Origin of the sequence: Lysobacter antibioticus (genome assembly GCF_000731095.1) — a bacterium.
GTDB lineage: Bacteria > Pseudomonadota > Gammaproteobacteria > Xanthomonadales > Xanthomonadaceae > Lysobacter > Lysobacter antibioticus_B.
Genome location: NZ_JMTZ01000022.1, coordinates 78,994 through 101,455, shown reverse-complemented (window position 1 = coordinate 101,455; position 22,462 = coordinate 78,994). Strand labels below are relative to the sequence as shown.

At 65.7% G+C, this 22,462-nt stretch carries 20 protein-coding genes and 1 tRNA gene; 13 read left to right on the top strand and 8 right to left on the bottom strand.

The genetic code is table 11. The features are described from left to right. Window positions 1-246: 246 nt before the first annotated feature. Together EX88_RS0109300 and EX88_RS0109295 are read right to left on the bottom strand one after the other, a co-directional pair. A complete protein-coding gene (locus EX88_RS0109300; RefSeq protein ID WP_051884815.1) occupies window positions 247-852 on the bottom strand; it encodes a phasin family protein in 606 nt (201 codons plus the stop codon). A gap of 156 nt (window positions 853-1,008) precedes the next feature. Then, window positions 1,009-2,301, bottom strand: a complete 1,293-nt coding sequence (locus EX88_RS0109295) for a patatin-like phospholipase family protein (RefSeq protein WP_031371726.1) — start codon at window positions 2,299-2,301, stop codon at window positions 1,009-1,011. Between the two features lie 93 nt (window positions 2,302-2,394). Here EX88_RS0109295 and EX88_RS0109290 point away from each other — a divergent pair, with 93 nt between their 5' ends. Further along, window positions 2,395-3,198, top strand: a complete 804-nt coding sequence (locus EX88_RS0109290) for an FFLEELY motif protein (RefSeq protein ID WP_223619514.1) — start codon at window positions 2,395-2,397, stop codon at window positions 3,196-3,198. Window positions 3,199-3,374: 176 nt separating this feature from the next. Here EX88_RS0109290 and EX88_RS0109285 read toward each other — a convergent pair whose 3' ends face one another. Beyond that, on the bottom strand, window positions 3,375-3,650 hold the full coding sequence (locus EX88_RS0109285; protein ID WP_031371724.1) for a polyhydroxyalkanoic acid system family protein: 276 nt from the start codon (window positions 3,648-3,650) through the stop codon (window positions 3,375-3,377). Between the two features lie 202 nt (window positions 3,651-3,852). Between EX88_RS0109285 and EX88_RS0109280 the strand changes: the two genes are divergently transcribed. Beyond that, complete coding sequence (locus EX88_RS0109280) at window positions 3,853-4,656, top strand: FHA domain-containing protein (RefSeq protein WP_031371723.1); 804 nt, start codon at window positions 3,853-3,855, stop codon at window positions 4,654-4,656. Between the two features lie 225 nt (window positions 4,657-4,881). Here EX88_RS0109280 and msrQ read toward each other — a convergent pair whose 3' ends face one another. Both msrQ and msrP read right to left on the bottom strand, forming a co-directional pair. Then, a complete protein-coding gene (gene msrQ, locus EX88_RS0109275; RefSeq protein ID WP_031371722.1) occupies window positions 4,882-5,499 on the bottom strand; it encodes a protein-methionine-sulfoxide reductase heme-binding subunit MsrQ in 618 nt (205 codons plus the stop codon). 100 nt (window positions 5,500-5,599) lie between these two features. Then, window positions 5,600-6,571, bottom strand: a complete 972-nt coding sequence (msrP, locus tag EX88_RS0109270) for a protein-methionine-sulfoxide reductase catalytic subunit MsrP (RefSeq protein ID WP_031371721.1) — start codon at window positions 6,569-6,571, stop codon at window positions 5,600-5,602. Window positions 6,572-6,731: 160 nt separating this feature from the next. On the opposite strand from msrP, the gene serC reads away from it, so the two are divergent. The 4 genes from serC (at window position 6,732) to aroA (ending at window position 11,682) form a co-directional block, all read left to right on the top strand. After that, on the top strand, window positions 6,732-7,817 hold the full coding sequence (gene serC, locus EX88_RS0109265; RefSeq protein ID WP_031371720.1) for a 3-phosphoserine/phosphohydroxythreonine transaminase: 1,086 nt from the start codon (window positions 6,732-6,734) through the stop codon (window positions 7,815-7,817). A gap of 141 nt (window positions 7,818-7,958) precedes the next feature. Beyond that, on the top strand, window positions 7,959-9,179 hold the full coding sequence (gene pheA / locus EX88_RS0109260; protein ID WP_031371719.1) for a prephenate dehydratase: 1,221 nt from the start codon (window positions 7,959-7,961) through the stop codon (window positions 9,177-9,179). Then, window positions 9,176-10,360 (top strand): histidinol-phosphate transaminase, encoded by a 1,185-nt coding sequence (gene hisC / locus EX88_RS0109255; RefSeq protein ID WP_081930792.1) that lies wholly within the window; start codon window positions 9,176-9,178, stop codon window positions 10,358-10,360. The genes pheA and hisC overlap by 4 nt, the downstream gene beginning before the upstream one ends. Continuing rightward, window positions 10,357-11,682 carry a 3-phosphoshikimate 1-carboxyvinyltransferase gene (gene aroA / locus EX88_RS0109250; RefSeq protein WP_031371717.1) on the top strand — a complete coding sequence of 442 codons (1,326 nt, stop codon included), beginning with the start codon at window positions 10,357-10,359 and terminating at the stop codon, window positions 11,680-11,682. Before hisC ends, aroA begins: the two co-directional genes overlap by 4 nt. A gap of 213 nt (window positions 11,683-11,895) precedes the next feature. On the opposite strand, the gene EX88_RS24450 is transcribed toward aroA, so the two are convergent. Next, window positions 11,896-12,516: an energy transducer TonB gene (locus EX88_RS24450; RefSeq protein ID WP_081930790.1), complete on the bottom strand. Its 621-nt coding sequence runs from the start codon at window positions 12,514-12,516 to the stop codon at window positions 11,896-11,898. A 135-nt stretch (window positions 12,517-12,651) separates the two neighbouring features. Then, the gene (locus EX88_RS0109235) at window positions 12,652-13,320 is read right to left on the bottom strand and encodes an energy transducer TonB (RefSeq protein WP_051884811.1); all 669 of its coding nucleotides are present in this window, start codon (window positions 13,318-13,320) and stop codon (window positions 12,652-12,654) included. Window positions 13,321-13,513: 193 nt separating this feature from the next. Between EX88_RS0109235 and serS the strand changes: the two genes are divergently transcribed. After that, the gene (gene serS / locus EX88_RS0109230) at window positions 13,514-14,806 is read left to right on the top strand and encodes a serine--tRNA ligase (RefSeq protein ID WP_031371714.1); all 1,293 of its coding nucleotides are present in this window, start codon (window positions 13,514-13,516) and stop codon (window positions 14,804-14,806) included. A 31-nt stretch (window positions 14,807-14,837) separates the two neighbouring features. Further along, window positions 14,838-15,221 carry a hypothetical protein gene (locus EX88_RS0109225; protein ID WP_152566185.1) on the top strand — a complete coding sequence of 128 codons (384 nt, stop codon included), beginning with the start codon at window positions 14,838-14,840 and terminating at the stop codon, window positions 15,219-15,221. 137 nt (window positions 15,222-15,358) lie between these two features. Here the strand turns inward: EX88_RS0109225 and EX88_RS0109220 are convergent, their stop codons facing one another. Continuing rightward, window positions 15,359-15,937, bottom strand: a complete 579-nt coding sequence (locus EX88_RS0109220) for an FMN-dependent NADH-azoreductase (RefSeq protein ID WP_031371712.1) — start codon at window positions 15,935-15,937, stop codon at window positions 15,359-15,361. A 116-nt stretch (window positions 15,938-16,053) separates the two neighbouring features. On the opposite strand from EX88_RS0109220, the gene EX88_RS0109215 reads away from it, so the two are divergent. The 5 genes from EX88_RS0109215 to EX88_RS25175 all read left to right on the top strand — a co-directional run bounded on the left by EX88_RS0109215 (window position 16,054) and on the right by EX88_RS25175 (window position 22,366). Further along, on the top strand, window positions 16,054-17,079 hold the full coding sequence (locus EX88_RS0109215) for a LysR family transcriptional regulator (protein WP_152566184.1): 1,026 nt from the start codon (window positions 16,054-16,056) through the stop codon (window positions 17,077-17,079). Between the two features lie 408 nt (window positions 17,080-17,487). Further along, entirely contained in the window at window positions 17,488-19,677 is a 2,190-nt protein-coding gene (locus tag EX88_RS0109210) for a hypothetical protein (protein WP_031371710.1), read from the top strand. Continuing rightward, window positions 19,677-20,591, top strand: coding sequence for a hypothetical protein (locus EX88_RS0109205; protein ID WP_152566183.1), 915 nt, complete (start codon window positions 19,677-19,679; stop codon window positions 20,589-20,591). Before EX88_RS0109210 ends, EX88_RS0109205 begins: the two co-directional genes overlap by 1 nt. A 526-nt stretch (window positions 20,592-21,117) precedes the next feature. After that, a tRNA-Ser gene (locus EX88_RS0109200) sits at window positions 21,118-21,207 on the top strand. Window positions 21,208-21,667: 460 nt separating this feature from the next. Further along, complete coding sequence (locus tag EX88_RS25175; protein ID WP_161786095.1) at window positions 21,668-22,366, top strand: DUF2971 domain-containing protein; 699 nt, start codon at window positions 21,668-21,670, stop codon at window positions 22,364-22,366. The last annotated feature ends 96 nt before the right edge of the window (window positions 22,367-22,462 follow it).

The window sequence follows — 22,462 nt, the reverse complement described above, 5'->3', positions numbered from 1 at the left end:
TTATCGGCCGTTCCATCAAGAACGACGATTCGATGTCAGCGTGAAGTCCATCCGCTACGGCATGGCGGATGCGCGGCGTTCGATGCAGGGCATCGTCGCGACCCGGCGGCGGCGGTCGCAGGCATTAAGAAAGCCCGCCAGTCCGAAACCGTAAGGGGAGGGGAGCATACGGAAGCGCGGACTGGCGGGCTTAAACGTCGCGCTGCGGACGACCCGCAGCGCGGTGAAGCCGGAGTTGAAGCTGGGTTACGGTGTGACCGGCGGCTTCGGGCGCGCGATCGACTTGCGCGTGGCCTTCTTCGCCGCCGGCGACTTCTGCGCCTTCGGCTTGGCGGCTGCGGCCTTCTTCGCGGCGGGCTTGGCCGGTGCCTTGGCTGCGCTCTTGCGCGCGCTAGGGACGCTGCCGCCCTGGCGACGCAGTTCGCGGGTCAGGGACTCGACGCGCTCGCTGAGGTCGGTCAGGTCGTCGCGGCCCGGCACGCCGAGCTTGACCAGGGCACGCTGGACGCGCTCTTCGAACACCTTCTCGAGGCGGTCCCAGGTGTCGGACGCGCGTTCGCGCGCCTGGCCGACCTTGGACTCGACCGCGTCGCGCAGCACGCCGGCTTGGCCGCCGGTGAACTTGCGCGCGGTCTGCTCGAGGTTCAGGCCTTCCTTGACCAGGCCTTCGAACAGCTTGGTGCCTTCGGCCTGGGCGCGACCGAACGCGCCGACGCCGGCCAGCCAGATCTGCTGCGCGGATTCGCTGAGCGTCTTGGACAGGCGCTCGGCCTGTTCCTGCGCGCTGCCCTTGCCGGCGCTGCTGCTCTTGCCGGGGGTCTTCTTAGCGGTCTTCTTGAACTTGGCGGCCATGGACGTCCTGTAATGAGTGCTATCGCTGTGCACCCAAGATGGCCCCCCTGTCTAGAGTAATCACACCAACCCACAGTGAGCGGCCAGTAATGAGAACGAGGAGTGAGAAACGAGTGAAAGCAGGCTCGCTCTTACTCGTTTCTCACTCCTCTTCGCTCACTTCCCGCTTCTGGCTGCAGACGCCGTCCTGCGGCGCCGTGGCCGCGGTTGCGCCACCAGCCGGTCGACGTCGTCGAGCGCACGCCGCAAGCGTGCGGTGGTCTCGGTATCGCGCTTGGGCGGTGTGATGCCGTCGAGGATCGAGCGCTGGGCGTCGGCGATCACGTCGCGGCGCAGGCGCAGGCCGTGCGCGGCCAGCACCGGCGCAAGCACGTCGGCGCGCAGGTGTAGGTCGGCCAGGGTGTTGCGGTAGGCGATCTCGCAGATGCGCTGGCGCGCCGAGAAGCTGAAGGCGTTGGTGAAGAACAACTCGCGGTCTTCGGCGTTGGGCTCGAACACCAGTTGGTCGATGTCCGGGTATTGCTGGGCGTAGCGTGCCAGGCCGACCTGCATGCGCGACTGCAGCAGGGTGCGGAAGGTCTGTGACAGCACCGCCGGCAGGCCGCCTGCGGCGAGGCTGTTGTCCTCGGCGACCGGCACGCCCTGGTTGTGGTTGAACGGCACCAGCGGGTTGATGCCGATCAGCAGGTCGATGCCGCGGTCGAGCACCACCGAGGCATGCATGGTCCGGCGCAGCGCACCGTCGACGAAATGGCGGCCACGGATCTGCACCGGCGGGTACAGCCCGGGCAGCGCGGCGCTGGCCTGGACCGCCTGCGAGATCGGCACATCGCTCCAGTTGTCGCCGCCGAAGCGGACCGCGTCGCCGCTGTCGATGTCGACCGCGACCACGTACAGCTCGGCGTCGAGTTCGCGAAAGTCGTTGCTGCGGCCGCGGCGGGTGAAGACCTCGCGCAGGAACAGCTCGACCTGAGTGTTGTCGAACAGGCCGTTCGGGATCAGGCCGCCGAAGCGGGTGATCAGGTCCGACCAGCGCGCTTCCAGCGGCGAGAACAGCAGCTCGCGCCACCACTCGGTCGCCAGGCGCGGAAAGCTCGCCGCGCGCTTGACGTACTCGAGGAAGGCCGGGCGCATGAAGGTTTCCGGGCGGAACTCGACATCGGCGCTGTCGCCGGTGACGAAGATCCGGCACATCTCGGCGGTGTCCATGCGGTTGGCCAGGCCGGCGGCGAGGAAAGCGCCGCTGCTGACGCCGACGTAACAGTCCAGGCGGGTGAGGTCGAGGCCTTCGATCGCTTCGTCGAGCGCGCGCAGGGCGCCGAGCTCGTACATGCCGCCGATCGGACCGCCGCCGGCGATGGCTAAGCCGATCTTCGGTGCGGAAGCATTGGTGCCGTGGGCCGAACGTTTGCGGCTCGCCCGGTTCTGGGCGGAATGGAGTGACAGCATGTGATAGGCAGCACGGCCCGGACGGAATTCGGTCGAGTGTAGCCCAGGACGGGCGGGGCACCAGGGGCCGGGACCAAAGTCTGAGTCGGGTCGATGAACCGGGTTGATGAGCCGGTCTGTGCCGGCTCCCCGGTCGGCTTGCGGAGGCCGGCCGGCGCCGCGATCATCGTCGCGATGGCCAGGACGACCGAACATAGCCAGCGTCTGGGGTGTCTGCTGGCCCGCCACCAGGCCCTGCACGACCCCGGGCGCGAACCGCGCAACCGGCTGCGCTGGCTGCCCGAACTGCGGTTGTGGCAGGCACGGCGCTTGGAAGCCAGCTTCGACCGCTTCCTGCGCGACCCGCGCCGGCGCCCGGCGGCGCAGTTCTTCCTCAGCGACGTCTACAACGACCGCGACTTCAGCCGTCGCGACGCCGACATCGCCAAGGTCTTGCCGATGATGCAGCGGCTATTGCCGGGCTCGTTGCTGAGCACGGTCGCCGATGCGATCGAGCTGGGCCTGCTGACGCACGCCTTCGACCTGCGCATGGCCGAGCGCCTGCAAGCGCTGGCGCCGCGCCGGCGCCGTCTCGACGGCCCGCTGTACGCGCAGATCTACCGTGCCTGCGGTTTGCCGCGGCTGCGCGGCCATCAGATCGACCTGATCGCCGCGGTCGGCCTGGGCCTGGGGCAGGCGGTGCGGATGCCGGGCATCCTGACTTTGCTCAAACTCTCGCGCGGCCCGGCCAAGGCGGCGGGCTTGTCGGAGCTGCAGGGCTTTCTCGAACGCGGTTTCGCAGCGTTCGGCCGGCTCGGCGACGTGCGCGAGTTCATCGCCGAGATCGAGCAGGACGAGCGCGACATCGCCGAGCGGCTGTTCGCCGGCGAGGCCGATCCCTTTCCACGCCTGGAGTGATCCGGCATTGGATTGAGCCGGAACTGGATTGAGCCGGTGCCGGATCGAGTGCGGGCGGCCTGGTGTCTGGATCGGTACGGGTAGGGCCGATCCCCGAGCTCGGCCAAGGCTGGAGCGAACCGAGCCGTTCGTGGCGTTGAAGCGCAGCGGTTCCGCTGCGCCGCGGGCGACGCCGCTTACTTGAAGCGTTCTTCCAGCACCCGGCGAATTTCCGACTCGATCGGGCCCTTGAGGGCGCCGAGCAGGAAACCGAGTTGCGCGGTCACGTGCAACTGATTCGGCTGCAGCGAGATCTTGCCGTCGACGCCGCTGCGGACGAAGTTGAGGGTATCGCCGACCCAGTCGTATTCGACATCGAAACGTTCGGCGAGCTTCTTCGCGACTTCCTCGACGGCTTTGCGGGCTTTGGCCGGTGCGAGCGAATGCGGATGGCGGATATCGATGCTGGACATGGTCTGGGTTCTCCCTGGAGGCCGGTATTGTGGGGGCAGGGACCGGCGCATCCAAGCCTGGGGCGCACTGCGCCGCAGCGCGGTGTTGCGAGCGGGCGAAGCGACGCGGCCGCCGGGTATCGGTTCGAACGCGCCGCAGCGTTGGGCTCGGTCCGCGACGACGGGATGTACGCGATTCGACAACCTGCTAGATTGCGGCGGAGTGAGCGCCCTCAAACTTCGATACCCGAATCGCGAACATGCCGACCTGGCCCTCAAGCCCGGGGTGCATGCGATCGGCCGCGATTCGGCCGGACGCACCGTGCTGGTCGAAGACGCCGGTGCGGCGATCGCGCAACTCAGCGTCGACCGTCGCGGCGTCTGGCTGCAGGTGCGCGAAGGTCTGCGCGGCCTGCACGTCAATGGCCGCCCGGTGAAACGCGTGGCGATGCTGCGCGCCGGCGACGCGATCTTTCTCGACGGCGTCGAACTGCTGCTGATCGACGACAAGCCCGAGCCCGCGCCGCCGTTCGGGGTCGACATCCCGGCAGATTCGCGCATGGTCGTGCGCGGCGTCGGCGGCATTCATCACGGGCGTTGCTACACCCTGGAGCAGCCGCGCCTGATCGGCCGCGCCGGCGATTGCGACATCCGCATCAACGAACCGGCCTTCGCCGATCGCCATGCGCGCCTGGAAGCCCATGCCGATGGCGTGGTGCTGCGCGATGTCGGTTCGGTCGACGGCAGCGTGGTCAACGGCCAGCCGGTGCGGCACGCCTTGCTCAAACCCGGCGATCAGTTGCTGCTCGACGGCCAACACCGTTTCGTCATCGAAGCCCCGACCCGCCAGTTCAGCGCCGCCGAAGCCCTGCAGGCCCAGTTGGCCCAGGAAGCGGCCTCGAACGAAGAGCGCATGCAGCCGCCGTCGGCCCTGCCGGCCTCGGTGCGACGCATGCCCTGGCTGTTGCTCGCCGCCGTGGTCATGGCCGGCCTGCTGAGCCTGCTGTTGCTGTACGGCACGCGCTGAGCCCCGCGACACTCGGAATAGGCGCCGCGTCCCACGGGGATTACGGCTTTCTGTAGCAGCGGCGTCCCATAGGGATTTCCTTCGGTCATAAGCCGCGACCGGGGCCGCGTCCGATTGCGTGGATTTTGCCGTAGCCTGCGCCGCCGTTTGTTTCACGCGGTCGCGGCTTGCGCCGCTCCTACCCCTAAGAGCCGCGGCTTCGTGTAAGAGCGGTGTCAGCCGCGCCTATTGCGCCGCGGCCTTGCGCCGCAGCCGCGCCTCGGCGAACTTGCGCCACACCCGCCAGCCCAGCAGGACGCTCAGGATCGTGGCGTACAGCAAAGGCTCGCGGATGTCCGACTTCACCAGCCACCAGAAATGCAGGACGGCCAATACGGCGATCGCATAGACGAGTTGGTGCAACAGCCCCCAGCGCCGGCCGAGGCGCCGCATCATGCCCTGGGTCGAGGTGACGGCGAGCGGGATCAGCAGCAGCCACGCCAGAAAGCCGACGGTGATGTAGGGCCGTTTGGCGATTTCCTCGAAGATCTGCGTCCAGTAACCCTTGAGGTCGAGCACCAGGTAGGCGGTCAGGTGCAGGCTGGCGTAGAAGAAGGCGTACAGGCCGAGCAGGCGTCGGAAGCGCAGCAACACCGCCTGGCCGCTGAGCTGGCGCAGCGGCGTGACCGCCAAGGCGATCATCAGCAAACGCAGCGCCCACAGGCCCAACCGATGTTCGATCTCGGCGATCGGGTCGGCGCCGAGCCCGCCGCTGCCGGTCAGCACTTCGGAGCGGATCTGCCAGGCCAGGATCGCCGCCGGGGTCAAGGCCAAGGCGTGCACGGCGACCTTGGCCCAGATCACGCCAGCCGGAGTCCGGCGTTTCAATGCCACCCCGGGCGGGCGCCCGGAAGCGGAAGACGAGGCGGACGAACGCGCCACCGACGCGGATTCCTTCGCCATCTCAGAACCAGAGCCGCAGGCTCATGCCGGCATACAGGCTGGCGACCTGATCGCCGTAGCCGTTGAACAAGCGGGTCGGGATGCGGTCGACGAACAACTTGCTGCCGGTGCCGGCGATGCGGCGCTCGGTCTTCTGGCTCCAGCGCGGGTGGTCGACGCTCGGGTTCACATTGGAGAAGAACCCATATTCGCTGGGCTGCAGGTCGTTCCAACTCGTCAGTGGCCGGCGCTCGACGAAGGTGATGGCGATGATCGACTTGATGCTCTTGAAGCCGTACTTCCACGGCACCACCAGGCGCAACGGCGCGCCGTTCTGTTGCGGCAGGGATTTGCCGTACAGACCGGTGGCGAGCAGGGTCAGCGGGTGCATCGCCTCGTCGATGCGCAGGCCTTCGCGATACGGCCAGTTGATCCAGGGGTAGGCGATGCCCGGCATCTGTTTCTCGTCGGCCAGGGTAGTGAAGGCGACGTACTTGGCCTTCGAGGTCGGCTCGAAGCGCTTGAGCACGTCGGCCAGCGGCACCCCCAGCCAGGGGATCACCATCGACCAGCCCTCGACGCAACGCAGCCGGTAGATCCGTTCCTGCGGGGTCAGGCCCTTGATCAGATCTTCCAGCGACAGCTTGCCCGGCTTGGCGCAGGCGCCGCCGACCGCGACCGTCCAAGGGCTGGTGCGCAGACTGCGGCGAGCCCGGGACGGGTCGGACTTGCCGGTGCCGAACTCATAGAAGTTGTTGTAGGTGGTGATGTCCTCGTAGCGGGTCAGGACCTCGTCGGTCCGGAAGCCGGCCTTCATCTGCTCCGGGCTCGCCGCCGGCAGCGACCTCGGCGCCGGCGGTTCGGCCTCGGCGCAGCCGGACAGGCCCAGCGCCGGGGTCAGGGCGAAGGCGGCCAGCAGGCGCCGGCGTTCGCGGTAGACGGCCTCGTCGGTGATCTGAGAGGAGGGGATAGCGAGGGCATCGCGCAACGACATGAGACGGCTCCGGCGGGGCGGGTTCCGAGTCCTCCAGACATACGGGACCCGATATGAGGATAGAGGCAGCCAACGGGGCAAAAGTTGCGCGCGAAACGGAGGCGCACACGGTGTTGCACTGCGGCATACTGAGGGGCCAACCCCCACTACGGAGTTTCCGATGTCCCGCGCTTTCAACTTTAGTGCCGGTCCCGCGACCCTGCCCGAACCGGTCCTGCTGCAGGCGCAGTCGGAACTGCTGGAGTGGAACAACGCCGGGGCCTCGATCGTAGAACTCAGCCACCGCGGCCCGGAGTTCATCCAGGTCGCCGCCGAGGCCGAGCGCGACCTGCGCGCGCTGATGTCGATCCCCGAAGATTACGCCGTGTTGTTCCTGCAGGGCGGTGCGACCGCGCAGCAGGCGCTGATCGCGCTGAACTTCGCCAACCCGGGCCAGACCGTCGACTACGTCGTCACCGGCCACTGGGGCAAGACCGCGCTCAAGCAGGTCAAGCCCTACGTCAATGCCAACATCGCCGCCAACGGCGAGGCCGACGGCTTCCGCACCATCCCGGCGCGCGACACCTGGGCCCTGTCCAAGGACGCGGCCTACGTCCACTACACCGCCAACGAGACCATCCACGGCGTCGAGTTCCGCGACATTCCGGACACCGGCGACGTTCCGTTGATCGGCGACTTCAGCTCCAGCATCGTCTCCGAACCGCTCGACGTGTCGAAGTTCGGGGTGATCTACGCCGGCGCGCAGAAGAACCTCGGCCCGGTCGGCGTCAGCGTGGTCATCGTCAAGCGCGAACTGCTCGAACGCGCCGGCCAGCCGCGCGCCGAGATCTTCGACTACCGCGCCCACGTCAAGGGCGAGTCCATGCTCAACACGCCGCCGACCTGGAACTGGTATCTGGCCGGCCTGGTGTTCAAGTGGATGCTGGCCGAAGGCGGCGTGGAAGAGTTCGCCAAGCGCAACGACCGCAAGTCCAAGCTGCTGTACGGCGTGATCGATAACTCCGGCGGTTTCTACCGCAACGAAGTCGCCCCCGCCGCGCGCTCGCGCATGAACGTGCCGTTCTTCCTCAAGGACGAAGCGCTCGACAAGCCCTTCCTCAAGCAAGCGCAGGACGCGGGCCTGATCTCGCTCAAGGGCCATCGCGCCCTGGGCGGCATGCGCGCCTCGATCTACAACGCGATGCCTGAGCAGGGCGTGCAAGCGCTCGCGGCCTTCATGCAGGACTTCCAGCAACGGCACGGGTAAGCCGCCGCGCTTGGCCGATGCCGCATCGGCATCGGCCGCGGCTGCGAACGCCCGGCCTCGGATGGCCGGGCCGTGCGATCCGAAGGCTTCGTGTTCCAGCAGGGACGGCATCGCAACACCTTCGGTAGCGACGAGACGACAATGACCGACAAGTCACGCAAGACCAAGCAAGCAGACAGCAAGCCGCCGGCCAAGCCCGGCAAGCAGAAACCGGCCGCCGCCAAGGGCGCGACCGAAAAGAAGCCCGCCGGCAAGGCGAAAGCCGGGTCGGAACCGGCCGTGGTCAGTCCCGATCTGGCGCTGCTGCGCGAGCGCATCGACGGCATCGACCGGCACATCCAAGAACTGATCGGCGAGCGCGCGCAGTTCGCCAACCAGGTCGGCAAGGCCAAGGGCAAGCTCGCCGCCGCGGTCGATTACTACCGCCCCGAGCGCGAGGCCCAGGTGCTGCGCCGGGTGGTCGACCGCAACGACGGTCCGCTCAACGACGAAGTGCTGGTGCGCCTGTTCCGCGAAATCATGTCGGCCTGCCTGGCCCAGCAGGAGCCGCTCAAGATCGGCTTCCTCGGCCCGGAAGGCACGCATTCGCAGCAGGCGGTGTACAAGCACTTCGGCCATTCGATCCACGGCCTGCCGCTGGCGAGCATCGAGGAAGTGTTCCAGGAAGTCGAAGCCGGCAGCGCCGATTTCGGCGTGGTCCCGGTCGAGAACTCGACCCAGGGCACGATCCAGTCGACCCTCGACATGTTCCTGACCTCCAAGCTCAAGATCAGCGGCGAAGTCGAGCTGCGCGTGCATCAGCATCTGCTCTCGCGCAGCGGCCGCATCGAGGACATCGAGCGCGTCTATTCGCACCCGCAGTCGTTCGCCCAGTGCAAGGCCTGGTTGCGCGAGTACCTGCCGAAAGCCGAGAAGATCGCGGTGTCGAGCAACGCCGAAGCTGCGCGCAGGGCGCGCAATGCCGACGACGCCGCTGCGATCGCCGGCGCCAGCGCCGGCAGCGTGTACGGGCTGCGCACGGTGGCCGGGCCGATCGAAGACCGGCCCGACAACACCACGCGCTTTTTGGTGATCGGCCGCGAGCTGTTCACGCCTTCGGGCAACGACCGTACCTCGCTGCTGATCTTCATCAAGGACCAGCCGGGCGCGCTCTATAACGTGCTGTCGCCGTTCGCCAAGCGCGGCCTGAGCATGAACCGCATCGAGTCGCGTCCGGGCCACACCGGCCGTTGGCAGTACGCCTTCTTCGTCGACATCGGCGGGCACGTGCAGGAGCCGGCGATGCGCGAAGCGCTGGAAGAACTGGAAGAGCTGGCGCACGAAGTGAAGGTGCTCGGTTCCTACCCGGTGGCGATCGCATGAGCGCGCCGGCCACGCAAGCGCAAGAGCCTGCCAGTCGCGAAGGCAGGGACACACCGGCCTATGACGAAGCCTGGTTCGCCGCGCGCGCGCAGGCCGGCATCCAGCGCCTGAAGGCCTACGACCCGGGGCACGACCTGGTCGCGCTGCGGCGCCGTTTCGGCGAGGCCAACCTCGCCGAGCTGGGCTCCAACGAAAACCCCTACGGCCCGTCGCCGCAGGCGCGCGCGGCGATCCTCGATGCGCTGCACGCGCTGCATCGTTATCCCGACCCGCTCGGCGCCGATCTCAAGCGCGCGCTGGCCGCGAAGCACGGCGTCGACGTCGCCCAGATCCAGCTCGGCAACGGCTCGCACGAATTGCTGATGCAACTGGCGCAGGTGTTCGCCGGCCCCGGCGACGAGGTGGTGTTCTCGCGTTACGGTTTCGCCGTGTTCGCGCTCGCGACCCAGGCCGCCGGCGCGACGATGCGCATCGTCGAGGCTTTGCCGCGCGACGCGGCGATGCCCTGCGGCCACGACCTCGATGCGATCGCGGCCGCGATCGGCCCGGCCACGCGCCTGGTCTACGTGGCCAATCCGAACAACCCCACTGGCACCTGGTTTGGCCGTGAGGCGATGATCGGTTTCCTCGATCGCGTGCCGTCCGACGTGCTGGTGGTGATGGACGAGGCCTACGCCGAAATGGCCGACGCGCCGGACTATGCCAGCGCGCTGTCTTTGCTCGGCCGTTATCCCAACCTCGCCATCACCCGCACCTTCAGCAAGGCCTATGGCCTGGCCGGCTTGCGGGTCGGTTATCTGCTCGCCCAGCCCGGCCTGGTCCAGGTCATGGACCGGCTGCGCGAAAGCTTCAACGTCAACGGCCCGGCCCTGGCCGCGTGCGTCGCGGCGCTCGCCGACGAGGCGCACCTGGACTGGGCCTGCGCGCGCAACGCCGAGCAGCGCGCCGCGCTGGCGGCGGCCTTGCAGCAGCGCGGCCTGCGCGTCTTCCCCTCGCAGACGAATTTCGTCCTGGTCGAGTTCGGTCCGCGCACCGCGCAGATCGAAGCGGCCCTGGTCGAGCGCGGCGTGATCCTGCGGCCGATGGCCGGCTACGGGCTCGCCGATTGCCTGCGGATCAGTGTCGGCTCGCCCGACGAAAACCGCCGCCTGCTGGCGGCATTGGACCAAGTGCTGACATGAGTGCGCTCATCGAAGAACAAGCGGCCTGGACGGCCGGATCGGGTTCGCCCCTGCGCGGTTCGCTGCGCGTGCCGGGCGACAAGTCGGTTTCGCACCGGGCGGTCATGCTCGGCGCGCTGGCCGAAGGCGTCACCCGCGTCACCGGTTTTCTGGAAGGCGAGGACACCCGCGCCACCGCGCGCGTGTTCGAGCGCCTGGGCGTGCGCATCGAGACGCCGAGCGCGAGCGAACGCATCGTCCACGGCGTCGGCATGCACGGCCTGCGCGGCGTCGCCGAAGCGCTGGACTGCGGCAACGCCGGCACCGGCATGCGCCTGCTCGCCGGCGTGCTGGCCGGGCAGGACTTCGACAGCGTGCTGATCGGCGATGCCTCGTTGTCGAAGCGGCCGATGCGCCGCGTCACCGAGCCGCTTGCGGCGATGGGCGCGCAGATCGACACCGAAGACGGCGGCCTGCCGCCGCTGCGCATCCGCGGCGGCCGTTCGCTGCAGGGCATCGAATACACCTTGCCGGTGGCCAGCGCGCAGGTGAAGTCGGCGCTATTGTTGGCCGGCCTGTACGCCTACGGCGACACCGTGGTGCACGAACCGCACCCGACCCGCGACTACACCGAACGCATGCTCGCCGCGTTCGGCTGGCCGATCGAATTCTCGCCCGGGTATGCGCGCCTGAGCGGCGGCCACGTGCTGCGCGCGACCGGCATCGCCGTGCCGGCCGACTTCTCCTCGGCCGCGTTCTTCCTGGTCGCCGCGAGCGTGGTGCCGGGTTCGGAACTGCGCCTGGAAGCGGTCGGCATGAACCCGCGCCGCACCGGCCTGTTGGCGGCGTTGCGCTTGATGGGCGCCGACATCGTCGAGGAAAACCCGCGCGCCGAAGGCGGCGAACCGGTCGCCGACCTGCGGGTGCGCTATGCGCCGCTGCACGGCGTCGATGTGCCGGAAGCGCTGGTGCCGGACATGATCGACGAGTTCCCGGCTTTGTTCATCGCCGCGGCCACCGCCAAGGGCCGCACCACGATCCGCGGCGCCGCCGAGCTGCGGGTCAAGGAATCCGACCGCATCGCGACCATGGCCACCGGCCTGCGCGCGCTCGGCGCGAACATCGTCGAGACGCCGGACGGCGCGATCATCGAAGGCGGCACCTTGCACGGCGGCGAAGTCGACAGCCACGGCGATCACCGCATCGCCATGAGCTTCGCCATCGCGGCGCAACTGGCGAGCGGCGAAGTGCGCATCGGCGACGTCGCCAACGTCGCGACTTCGTTCCCGGGCTTCGAGGCCTTGGCGGCGAAGGCGGGCATGCGGGTCGGCCCGGCCGAGTAGGGCGCCGAGACGAACTGATCGGCAACTAAAACGGCGGCCTTGGGCCGCCGTTCTTGTGTGTGGGCGATGCTTGAGAGTCAACCGATAGCGTAATGGCCGGCTTTCGCCATCATGGCCGCTTATCTCGGCTTACCGCCGCGATGTTCATTGAGAGTGTCGCGATTGCCTGCTCTCGCCATCATGGCCGCCTATCTAGGCCTGCGGCCAGAACGTTCATTGACGCGGCTTGAACTCCACCGGCTGCTCCACCACCGAGGCCACTTCGCGGCCGTCGCGGGTCGCCGGGCGGAAGCGCCAATCGCGCACCGCGACCAGGGCGGCGCGGTCGAGTTCGCGCGAACCGCTGTGGCGCGCGACCTCGACTTCTTCGGGCAGGCCGTCGGCGCCGACGTTGACGCGCAGGACCACGGTGCCGCCTTCGCCGCGGCGCAAGGCGCCGGCCGGGTAGCGCGGTGCGGCATTGTCGGCGGCCAAGGGCAATGCCTCGGTCGAACGCGGCGGGTCGATCTTCGCCGTAGCTTCGGTCACCGGTTTCGCCGAGGTTTCGGCGGCGGCCGCTGTAACGGCGGTCTTGCGCGCGATGCTGGGCGTCGCTTCGGCGACTGCGTTGCGCTCGATCGGCGGGACGATCACCAGCGGCATCGCCGGGGCCGGCGGCGGCGCCGGCGGACGCTTGCCGTAGTAGTACCAGCCCATGAAAGTGGCACCGAGCAGGAGCAGCAGCAACCACAGACCGGTGGAACTCGGTGCGACTTCGATCGCATCGGCCTCGGGGGCCGGCGTGGCCTCGAAATCGTGGCTATTCGGGTCCAATGGATGTGATGCAACGCTCATTTTTGGCCTCCTTTCTGCGGTCCCGGGGGCGCGACCGAGCGCCGAGCTTCCAAGCGCGGTCGTTAGCCAGCGGTGAACGGAAGGTAAAGAAGATTCAGGCGAGCGACAGGCAGGCCACGGATTACAAGACGCCGATCACTGGTTAGCGTTGAAGGTGATCGGCACGATCACCGCATCGGCGACCGGACGGCCGTTGCGCATCGCCGGGCGGAAGCGCCACTGGCGCACGGCGGACACCGCCGCGCGATCGAGCAAACGCGAGCCGCTGCCTTCGACGATCTGCACATCGCCCGACGAACCCTGTTCGTCGACCGTCACCCGGATCCGCACCGTGCCGCCTTCGCCGCGGCGCAGGGCCTGCGCCGGGTACTGCGGCGGGCGGTTGCCGGGCAGCGGCGTGGCCGGCGTCTGCGCGGCGGTGGAAGCGGCAGGCGCGGCCGGCGGCGCACTCGGCATGGTTTGCGGCGGTGCCGGCGGGTTCGGGTTTTCGACCAACTCGGCGCGCTCTTCGTCCTGGCCGGGCGCCGCGGCCTGCGGCGCTTGCTGTGCAGACGGGGCGACACCGTCGCCGCCGGCCCCGGCCGGCGCCGGCAAGGGCGCGTACTGCGGCGTGGTGCCGGCCGGCAGCGCGCCGTCGGCACGGTAGAAGTCGTCGCTGTTATTGCGGTTGCTCGACCACACCCATGCGAACAGCCCCAGGCCGACGGCGAAGGCCCCCAACACCAACAGCCAGGCCTTGCCCGAAGGGCGCCAGGCGGCGAAATCGAAGGAGCGGCGCGACGGAGCGGGGGGCGTGGTCGACATGGGCGGTCCGAATATGCGTTGGGCCGCATTCTGCAACGAAATGCCCGAAAGCGTCCTCCGCGGACCCCGATCGCCCCCTATTGCGTCCTCGATCCGGCGCCGATCCGCCGTCTCCGGCAAGCGCAAGGTTCGCGAAAACCGCCGAGTGACGCGATAATCTGCGGTTCTTCTTGCCACTGCGACCGGCTACGCCATGCTCGATCCGACCCTGCTGCGCCAACAGCCCGCCGAACTCGCCGCACGCCTGCGCGAAACGCGCGGCTACGCCCTCGACCCGGCCGTGCTGGAATCGCTGGAAAGCGAGCGCAAGCAGATTCAGGTGCGCACCCAGGAGCTGCAGAACCTGCGCAACACGCGCTCCAAGGCGATCGGCCAGGCCAAGGCCAAGGGCGAGGACGTCGCTCCGTTGATGGCCGAGGTCGCCGCGTTCGGCGACGAGCTCAAGGCCAGCGAAGCGCGTCTGGAAACGATCAAGGCCGAAATCGAAGCGATCGCGCTCGGCATCCCGAACCTGCCGCACGCCACCGTGCCGGCCGGCAAGGACGAGACCGACAACGTCGAGACCCATCGTTGGGGCACCCCGCGTACGTTCGACTTCGAGGTCAAGGATCACGTCGAACTCGGTGCCCGCAACGGCTGGCTCGACGGCGACACCGCGGCCAAGCTGTCCGGCGCCCGCTTCACCGTGCTGCGCGGTGGCCTGGCGCGTCTGCACCGCGCCCTGGCCCAGTTCATGATCGACCTGCACACCGAGCAGCACGGCTACCAGGAAACCAGTGTGCCCCTGTTGGTCAACGCCGACTCGATGCGCGGCACCGGCCAGTTGCCGAAGTTCGAGGACGACCTGTTCGCGACCGTGGTCGGCGAGGGCGAGGCGGCGAGCAAGCGCTATCTCATCCCGACCTCGGAAGTGCCGCTGACCAACATCGTCCGCGACGAAATCGTCGAAGACGCGGCGATGCCGCTGCGCATGACCGCGCACTCGATGTGTTTCCGCGCCGAAGCCGGCAGCCACGGCCGCGACACCCGCGGCATGATCCGCCAGCACCAGTTTGAGAAGGTCGAACTGGTCAGCATCGTGCGCCCGGACGAAAGCTACGAGGAACACGAGCGCATGACCCGCTGCGCCGAAGTCGTGCTGGAAACCCTCGGCCTGCCGTACAAGCGCATGCTGCTGTGCACCGGCGACATGGGTTTCGCCGCGACCAAGACCTACGACCTGGAAGTCTGGCTGCCGAGCCAGAACACCTACCGCGAGATTTCCTCCTGCTCGAACTGCGAGGCCTTCCAGGCCCGCCGCATGCAGGCGCGCTGGCGCAACCCGGCCACCGGCAAGCCCGAACTCGCCCACACCCTCAACGGCTCCGGCGTCGCCGTCGGCCGCGCCATGATCGCGGTGATGGAGAACTACCAGAACGCCGACGGCTCGATCACCGTGCCCGAGGCGCTGCGCCGCTACATGGGCGGCGTCGAAGTCCTCAGCTGACCGGCCATCGCGCCGCATGGAAGGCAAGCGCATGACCCTCGACACGGAAGCACTCGACTACTACCTGACCGTCGCGACGATGGTCGGCCCGGCCTTCGTCGGCTTCTTCGTCCTGCAGTACGCGATGTTGATCGGCCGCAACCGCAAACGCCCCGCGCCGCTGTCGGGCTGGGGTGTGGCCGGGCGCGCCGCGGTCGGCGTGATCGTCGGCAGCGCGGTGGGGTTCGGCGCACTCTGGCTGACCATGTACGTCCCGTCCTACCTCACCGGCGACTTCCAGGGGCTGCCGTGGCTGATGATGTTCATCGCCATGCCGGTCGGCGGGCTGGTCGCGTTGGGCGTCAGTCATTGTTTGAGTCGGTGGTTAGTTGTGCGGGCACGCGGCGACGTCGTCACCACTCCCGCCGCGCCCTGATCTTTCCGGGCTGCTTGCGTTTCGATCGCGCAAGAAAAAAGCCGGGCCTGTCAGGACCCGGCTAATTCCGACGCGGGGGGAGGAAGCGTCGGACTTGGAGCTACACGGTTGGGCGGGGCAGACTCGATCGCGAAGACTTACGCGGCCCGACGCAACGGCAATGGAATCGATGCGTGCGCCGCAGCGAGCGCGTCGGCACGATGCTGAGGTGAGTAGGCCACACCTTCCGCTCGCACGAACTCGACATTCGTCACGCCGATGAATGCGAGTACGTGACGCAGGTAGGCCTCTTGGAAATCGCTCGGCGCATCGGTGTGGAAACCGCCGCGGCCGCTGACCACGATCGCGCGCTTGCCGGTCGCCAGACCCTCCGGACCCTTCTCGGTGTAGCGGAAGGTCTTGCCGGCGACCGCGATGCGGTCGACCCAGGCCTTCAGGGTCGAAGGAATGCCGAAGTTGTACATCGGAGCGCCAAGGACAATCACGTCGGCCGCCAGGAATTGTTGCAGGATGCGCTCTGACTCCTCGGCTTCGGCCGGATCGGCCTTGGCCAGCGAACGGCCGGTAAGATGCGGGATCGGGTCGGCATCCAGGTCGCGGTAGTCGATCGTCAGGCCCGGCACCTCGTCCTGCCAACGCGCCGCCACCGCCGCGCTAAGCTCACGGGTCACGGAATTGGCGCCCAGGGCGCTCGAATCGATATGCAACAGCTTCATGGTGGACCTCGGTGGCTCGGTCGGAGCCGGTAAAGCGGGCGTCGCCGCGTTGGAGCAAAGTCTGTATCGTTGCTTTGGTGGGATAAAGATGCTTCAATGTCACTTATTGTTCTAATATTGGAACTATCGTCATGCACGATTTGAACGACCTGTATTACTTCGCGATGGTCGTCGACCACGCCGGCTTCGCCGCCGCCGAACGCGCGCTGGGCATTCCGAAGTCGCGCCTCAGCCGCCGCATCAGTCAGCTCGAGACCGACCTGGGCGTGCGCCTGCTGCAGCGTTCCACCCGCCGCTTCGCCGTCACCGAAGTCGGCAACAGCGTCTACCGCCATGCGCAATCGATGCTGGCCGAGGCCCAGGCCGCCCGCGAAGTCGTCGATCGCCTCAGCGCCGAGCCGCGTGGCGTGATCCGGGTCAGCGTGCCGGTCGGCCTGGCCCAGCAGCAGATCCCCAAGCTGCTGCCCGAATTCCTCGCCAAATACCCGCAGGTGCGGGTGCAGTTGAACGTCAGCAACCGCCGCGTCGACATCATCAACGAAGGCGTCGACGTGGCCCTGCGCGTGCGTTCCAAGCTCGACGACGACGGCAGCCTGGTGATGCGCAGCTTCGGCCAGATCCAGGAACTGCTGGTCGCCAGCCCGAAGTACCTGACCCGCATGGGCCGCCCGAGCAACCCCGACGAACTGTCCGACCACGTCACCCTGAGCATCAGCGAAGACGACGCACGCCAGCGCTGGGAACTGCACGGCCCCGACGGCGAAGTGCGCCGGGTCGAACTCAAGCCGCGGGTGATGGGCTTCGACTTCCCGATGCTGATGGCGCTGGCCGAGCAGGGCGTCGGCATCACCCTGCTGCCCGAGACCGTCTGCGCCGAAGCCGTGCGCCGCGGCGACCTGGAAGTGGTGCTGCCGAACTGGCGCCTGCCGCAGGGCATCTTCCATGCTGTGTTCGCCTCGCGCCGCGGCCTGCTGCCGGCGGTGCGCGTGTTCATCGACTTCCTGGCCGAAAAGGCCCCGTCCCTGGTCGAGTCCGCGCGCCTGCAGTGCAGCGACATCAAGGGCATCCCGTGCCCCGACGGCATCGCCCGTCACGACAAGAAGCACGACAAGTCGGTGAAGATTTCCGCCCCGGCGGGGTGAATGAGTGCCACGCGCCCGGCGCAAGACCGGGCGCGCAAGGCGGTTCGCAAGGAACCGCCCGCGACGGATTCCAAAGACCGTCGCAGTAAGACGTTAGTGGAGAGATGGCCGACCGGTTCAAGGCAGCAGTCTTGAACCATGCAATGGCCATGCTGGCTGCAAACAGGCGAACCAATCATCCAGGTGCCGTTCGATTTCGACCATTAGCGCTTTTGCGTAACTGAAAGTTGCGCTGTCAGTCTGCCTGCCGAGTTGTTCACGCACTTCAGGCTGAGAGCACATATGTAGACGGCCCGATGGCACGGAAACCATGCTCATGACGTTCATCGGATGGACCGCCTTGATGCTTTGGATCGTCTCGGCGGATAAGCTGTTCTCCGTATCACGTCAACTGAATAAGGATATTCAATGGCTACTTCCCAACGGGTGGACACCCGCGATATCGCTGCGCTGCTGGCTGCAACAGACGCCGAAGGCCGCCCGAACCCGCTCGACTTCGAGGCGCAGCGTTTAGTACTAAGGAATCAACGGGTCGGTGGTGTAGATGCCGCAGCGCTAGTCAACGACTTGCAACGCAGCCCGGCGCTGAGAGCGAACCGGGACAGCTTTCTCGACGCGATCGAGAAGAAACTCGACACACCCGCCGAGAAGCGGAGGTTCGCCGAAGCCCTCGACGCGGCCAACATCACCGACACCTTCGTGGAAAGGCAGGGAGAACGGCTCGCCGAGGCCACCGCGGCCGTGCGCGATGAGGCCGCCAAGCGATTCAAAGAGGCCGACCAAGCCCTCAGCGACCTGCTCGCCAACGGCCAACAGCGCCTCAAAGGCATCGCCAACGACCCGCAGAGATCGGCGACGGAGCAGGCCGCGGCCAATGCCGCTTCGTACGTTCTGACCGGCACGCAGGCACAAACGGGCTTCGCTCGCGGGGCGATAACGCATACGGCGGACACGCTTGGGGATTTCGTCGATCTGGCCCGGATGGCGGATCGCATGGTGAGCGACCCGAGCTATCGGAAGATGGTCGTCGGCATGGCCACGATGTACGCGGCCGATGTCATCGACGACCCGAGCAAGCCGAAAACGGACGCGCAGCGCGCCGCCTCCGATGCGATGGAGAAGTGGGACAAAGGCCTCAAGGAAGCCCAGGCCCGCGGCAAGGAGGCGGAGTACCTTGGGGGTGCCGCCGGCGTCATCGGTGTCGAACTCGTCGCCAGCTTCGTTCCGGTCACCAAGCTGGGCAAGTTCGGCAAGGCGGTCCATGCGATCGACGCGGTAGTACCCGAGCATGCGGTCGAGCTGACGAAGCTCGGCGAGGTGGTGCGCGTCGTCCCGCACGACATCCAGGTGCTCGGCAAGGCCGACGAACTAGGCAAGGGCGCTCGTACGCTGACTGAGGACGCCGGCAGGATCGCGCGCACAGGGGAGCAGGTCAGGGAACTGGGCGAGACGCTCGCCGAGGCCAATCGTGACCTGAAGCAAGGCGGCATGGCCGGCCGCGGTGCCAGCGGAATGATCGAGGGCCTGGTCGAGCGGGCACGGGATCAGGGCAACCTCGAGCAGCTGATACGGGCCGCGCACCAGACCGATAACGTCGAGGGGCTGCTGCGCAGCGGCCAACTCACCCCGAGGGAGCTGGGCGAGGTCGCCAAGCTCGACAAGACGGTTTTCGAGGGGAAGATCAAGTTTCAGGAGGCGTTGGACCACAGCCTCAAGGGCGTCGATCTCACTACGCTCAGCCGGAAGCATATTGGCGACATCGGCGAAGCCATACAGACGCACAAGATGGTGGAGCTCGGCTACACCGATATCGTGTCGATCAAGAACAAATCCGGGCAGGGCATCGACATCGTTGGGCGGCATCCGGATACCGATAGACTTGAGTTCTTTGAGGTAAAGACGTCCGTCCAGGGTAAGGCAAGCGCGCAGAACATCGACGACCCGGGCGAATTCATCAGGGTAAGACTGCAAAGAGCCATAGATGGGCGAGGGCAATGGGCCGAGCATCGGACGATTCATGGTCTACCCGATATCGCGGATAAAATCATGGCGGAAGCCTTCGACCCCGAGACGAAGCTTTTCAACGCAGAAGCGTCATGGGTCCGCATCAATATAAGCAACGAACCGGGCTCGCATAAGCTGCGCATTGACAGTCATGTTTCCGATCCGTGGGTCAGACCCGACAAGCGCGCCGAGCTGTCGCCCGGCTTCGATCATTTGAGGGCCAGTGCTGATTTTCAGGAGATATACAAGGCGATTGCCGCAGATGGGCGGTGGGACGAGCAGCAAAGTACTAGCATTTCTGCCGCGCTCCTACGCGCGCATGTTGCCGACCCTGTTGCGAAACACGTCGATAGCGTCGCTATCGTAACGGCCCCTGCTACTGGCGAAGTTACGGTGTTCGCGGTCTACTCGCCGCATGGCGATCGAGGGCCGCATTTCGAGAACCGGGTAAGCGCTCAGCAAGCCATTCAGGAGCCCGCCGAGAAGAATTTCGTGCAAGTCGAGCAGATCAATCAACAGCAAGCTCTTGCCCAGCAAGAAGCACAACAACGCGGGCCGGACGATCCGAGCCGCGGCGGCCCTAGGACCATTTGATGGCAACTAAATCCGTAAAGAATCCGCCGATGCCTGGCTGGCACCCGTCTCTTGGAAAGGTCTTCAAGGACGCGGAGCTCTGGTGGCAGACCAACATGGTCAAGCGGAACTTGCTCGATGAGCTGCTGAACGCGTTGAAGGTCGAGCTTGAGAAGCCAGGGCCGCCTCGCGGGGCGATCAGCGCGCTTTACAGAATTTCCCACGTCTATTCGATGCAGTGTTGCACGAAGGCGGCGATCGACGACAAACAGGTCTTGTCGCAGGCAATGTCTCGGGCGGTTTTCTTCAGGGCGCTGGATTTCCGGGCCGAAGCCAGCTTGTCGCTGCCCCATTCGCATCAACCGGTCCTGGCTTTCTGGAGCAGCATGAAAGCGGCAAGCGCGGTGATGTTAGGAGATTGGGATCTTGCAGAGGTTTGCGCCCGACTGCTGGTCGATGTGGGCGAAAAAGACCTCCGGGTCAATCCTTCCCAGAAGGACGGATGGCGCAGGGGTACGAACGATGCATTTCTGATTTCTCTATTGGCAGAAGCCTTCGGCCTCGACACAAGCTTTGGGCGGTACGTTCCATTGATACCGGAATACCGAGGACTTCTGGATACTTGGCGTACGGAGAATGCCGATGCCTTTCGCAGCGCTATGCAGCGGGCTGCCGACTTCCATATCAGTCGTAGCCGCGAAGGCACGAACAAGATGACTTATGAATTCGAGAAGTCATTCGACTGCGTGTATCCAGGCGAACTATTGGCCGTGCAGTCGCTTCGTCGGAGGCGCGGGCTGCCGTATATCGAGACTGGGCACCCGCTTATCGACCAGCCGTGGGCGCTCATCAGCGAGTTGGAGCCCGCCGTGCCGCATCCGCTGGCTATTGAGGTTGAGGAGCGACTCCGGCGGGATTACCCAAGCTTTCGATGAGGCTTCCACTCTTTCGGGAGGACCGGCTAGGGGCAGCGAAGAAGATGAGGTCAGGTGGCTGAGATGCGATTAGCCTGGCGTCCGCTAGCCTCACACCCCCAGTTGAGAGGGTCGGAGGACCAAGAATGGGGTAGCGACGATGCGGCTGGCTAGGGCAGCCAGCGCTCATGAACCTGTTGGACTCCGTGCTTCATGGCGGCTGGGGCCCCGAGGACCGTCTAAACCGGGAGAAATGCGCCTCGATCGAGTCTACGGGCTTGCCCATGGCGACCTGGAGGCTGACCAGTTCCGTATCCCGGGAGGGGCGAGCCAGGGAAGGGCCTGCACGCTGGAGATTTCCGCCCCGCAGACATGAGAGAATGCCCCGCGCCCGGTACAAGACCGGGCGCCCAGGGCGGTTCGCAAGGAACCGCCCTCCCGCAGACATGAGAGAATGCCCAGCGCCCGGTACAAGACCGGGCGCCCAGGGCGGTTCGCAAGGAACCGCCCGCGACGGATCGAAGGACCGTCGCCGCAAGACCTCAACGGAGAGATGGCCGAGTGGTTTAAGGCAGCGGTCTTGAAAACCGCCGAAGGGTTAAACCTTCCGTGGGTTCGAATCCCACTCTCTCCGCCACCCGTATTTCATAAAGATTGATCTGACTGGGCTTCTGCGAAGCTGAGTGGCCGCTGGCACTCCAATTTCACGTAAACGAAATGAATGCAGTCATAAGGACATGGCCACAGTTGCTGTCAGATGTCTAGCCATTATGAAATGGGCAATTACTTCTTTCCAAAGGGCATCTGACACGTGCTTGAGGCCTCTACTGCAATGATCTGATGCTCGTGAAACTACGAGACTTGGGCGGTGGCAGCATCTTGACTGGTTGAAATAAAACTTGGAGCAGGTGGGGCTGATGCGATCGATTAATGATTTCTACTATCACCAAGCTCCGCGCGTACTCTTCCACTACACGGGTGTCGGCTCTCTCCTAGGTATGGCTAGAACGAAGTGCGTGTGGGCTAGTAACGTGTACTACCTTAATGACTCTCGTGAAGTGCTGCACGCATGCGAGGTTCTGAGGGGCCGGATTTGTTTGCTCATTGATCAGTCTAGTGATGTCATTGAAGTGGAATTCTTACGTCAGCTTCGCTTGTGGATCGAAAGCTTCAAGCAGAATCACTACAATATTTTTGTCTTCTCGCTCTCAGAGCAAGAGAGCTTGTTAAGTCAGTGGCGAAGTTACACGCCTCATGGAAAGGGTGTGAGCTTGGGATTTTCTCCCGAGATCATCAAACTACTCGCAGATGGTTCTAATTGCGTTCTTGCTAAGTGCATTTACCAGGCACATGAGCACGAGGAGTTGGCGCAGAGCCTCATCGAAAAGATCATCGAAACGTTTCGAAAAAACTTGACCACGGGGGAGGTTGATGTTTCTTGCGATCATTCTTCGCAGAAATATTTTCACTTCTTGGAAAAGTATCGCCGAGACTTCCTGCGGGCGCTTTGCATCATAAAGAATCCAGCATTCTCGGAAGAGCAAGAGTGGCGACTTATATCTGATTATTTTTGCAGGCACACAGATAGCGCAATTTTCTACCGCGAGGGCGCATCTATGTTGGTTCCTTCTATTGAATTAGCTTTTCCGGAGGTCAACCCGATCTTTGAAAGGGTTTGTCTCGGGCCGTCAGAGCATCAGAATTTATCCATGTCGGTTCTGGCTCAGTTCCTCTCTAGTAAGCGCCTTGCAAATCATGTGATAAACACGGGTGTTCCCTACAGAGAGTGGCGGTAACAAATAAAATAAGCCGATGGTATTAAGGGACGGGCGGCTGGTCTTTCTGTGAAATGAGTCTGGCGCGCTTTGCTGTGATGGGCGGGCTTGCTTAAG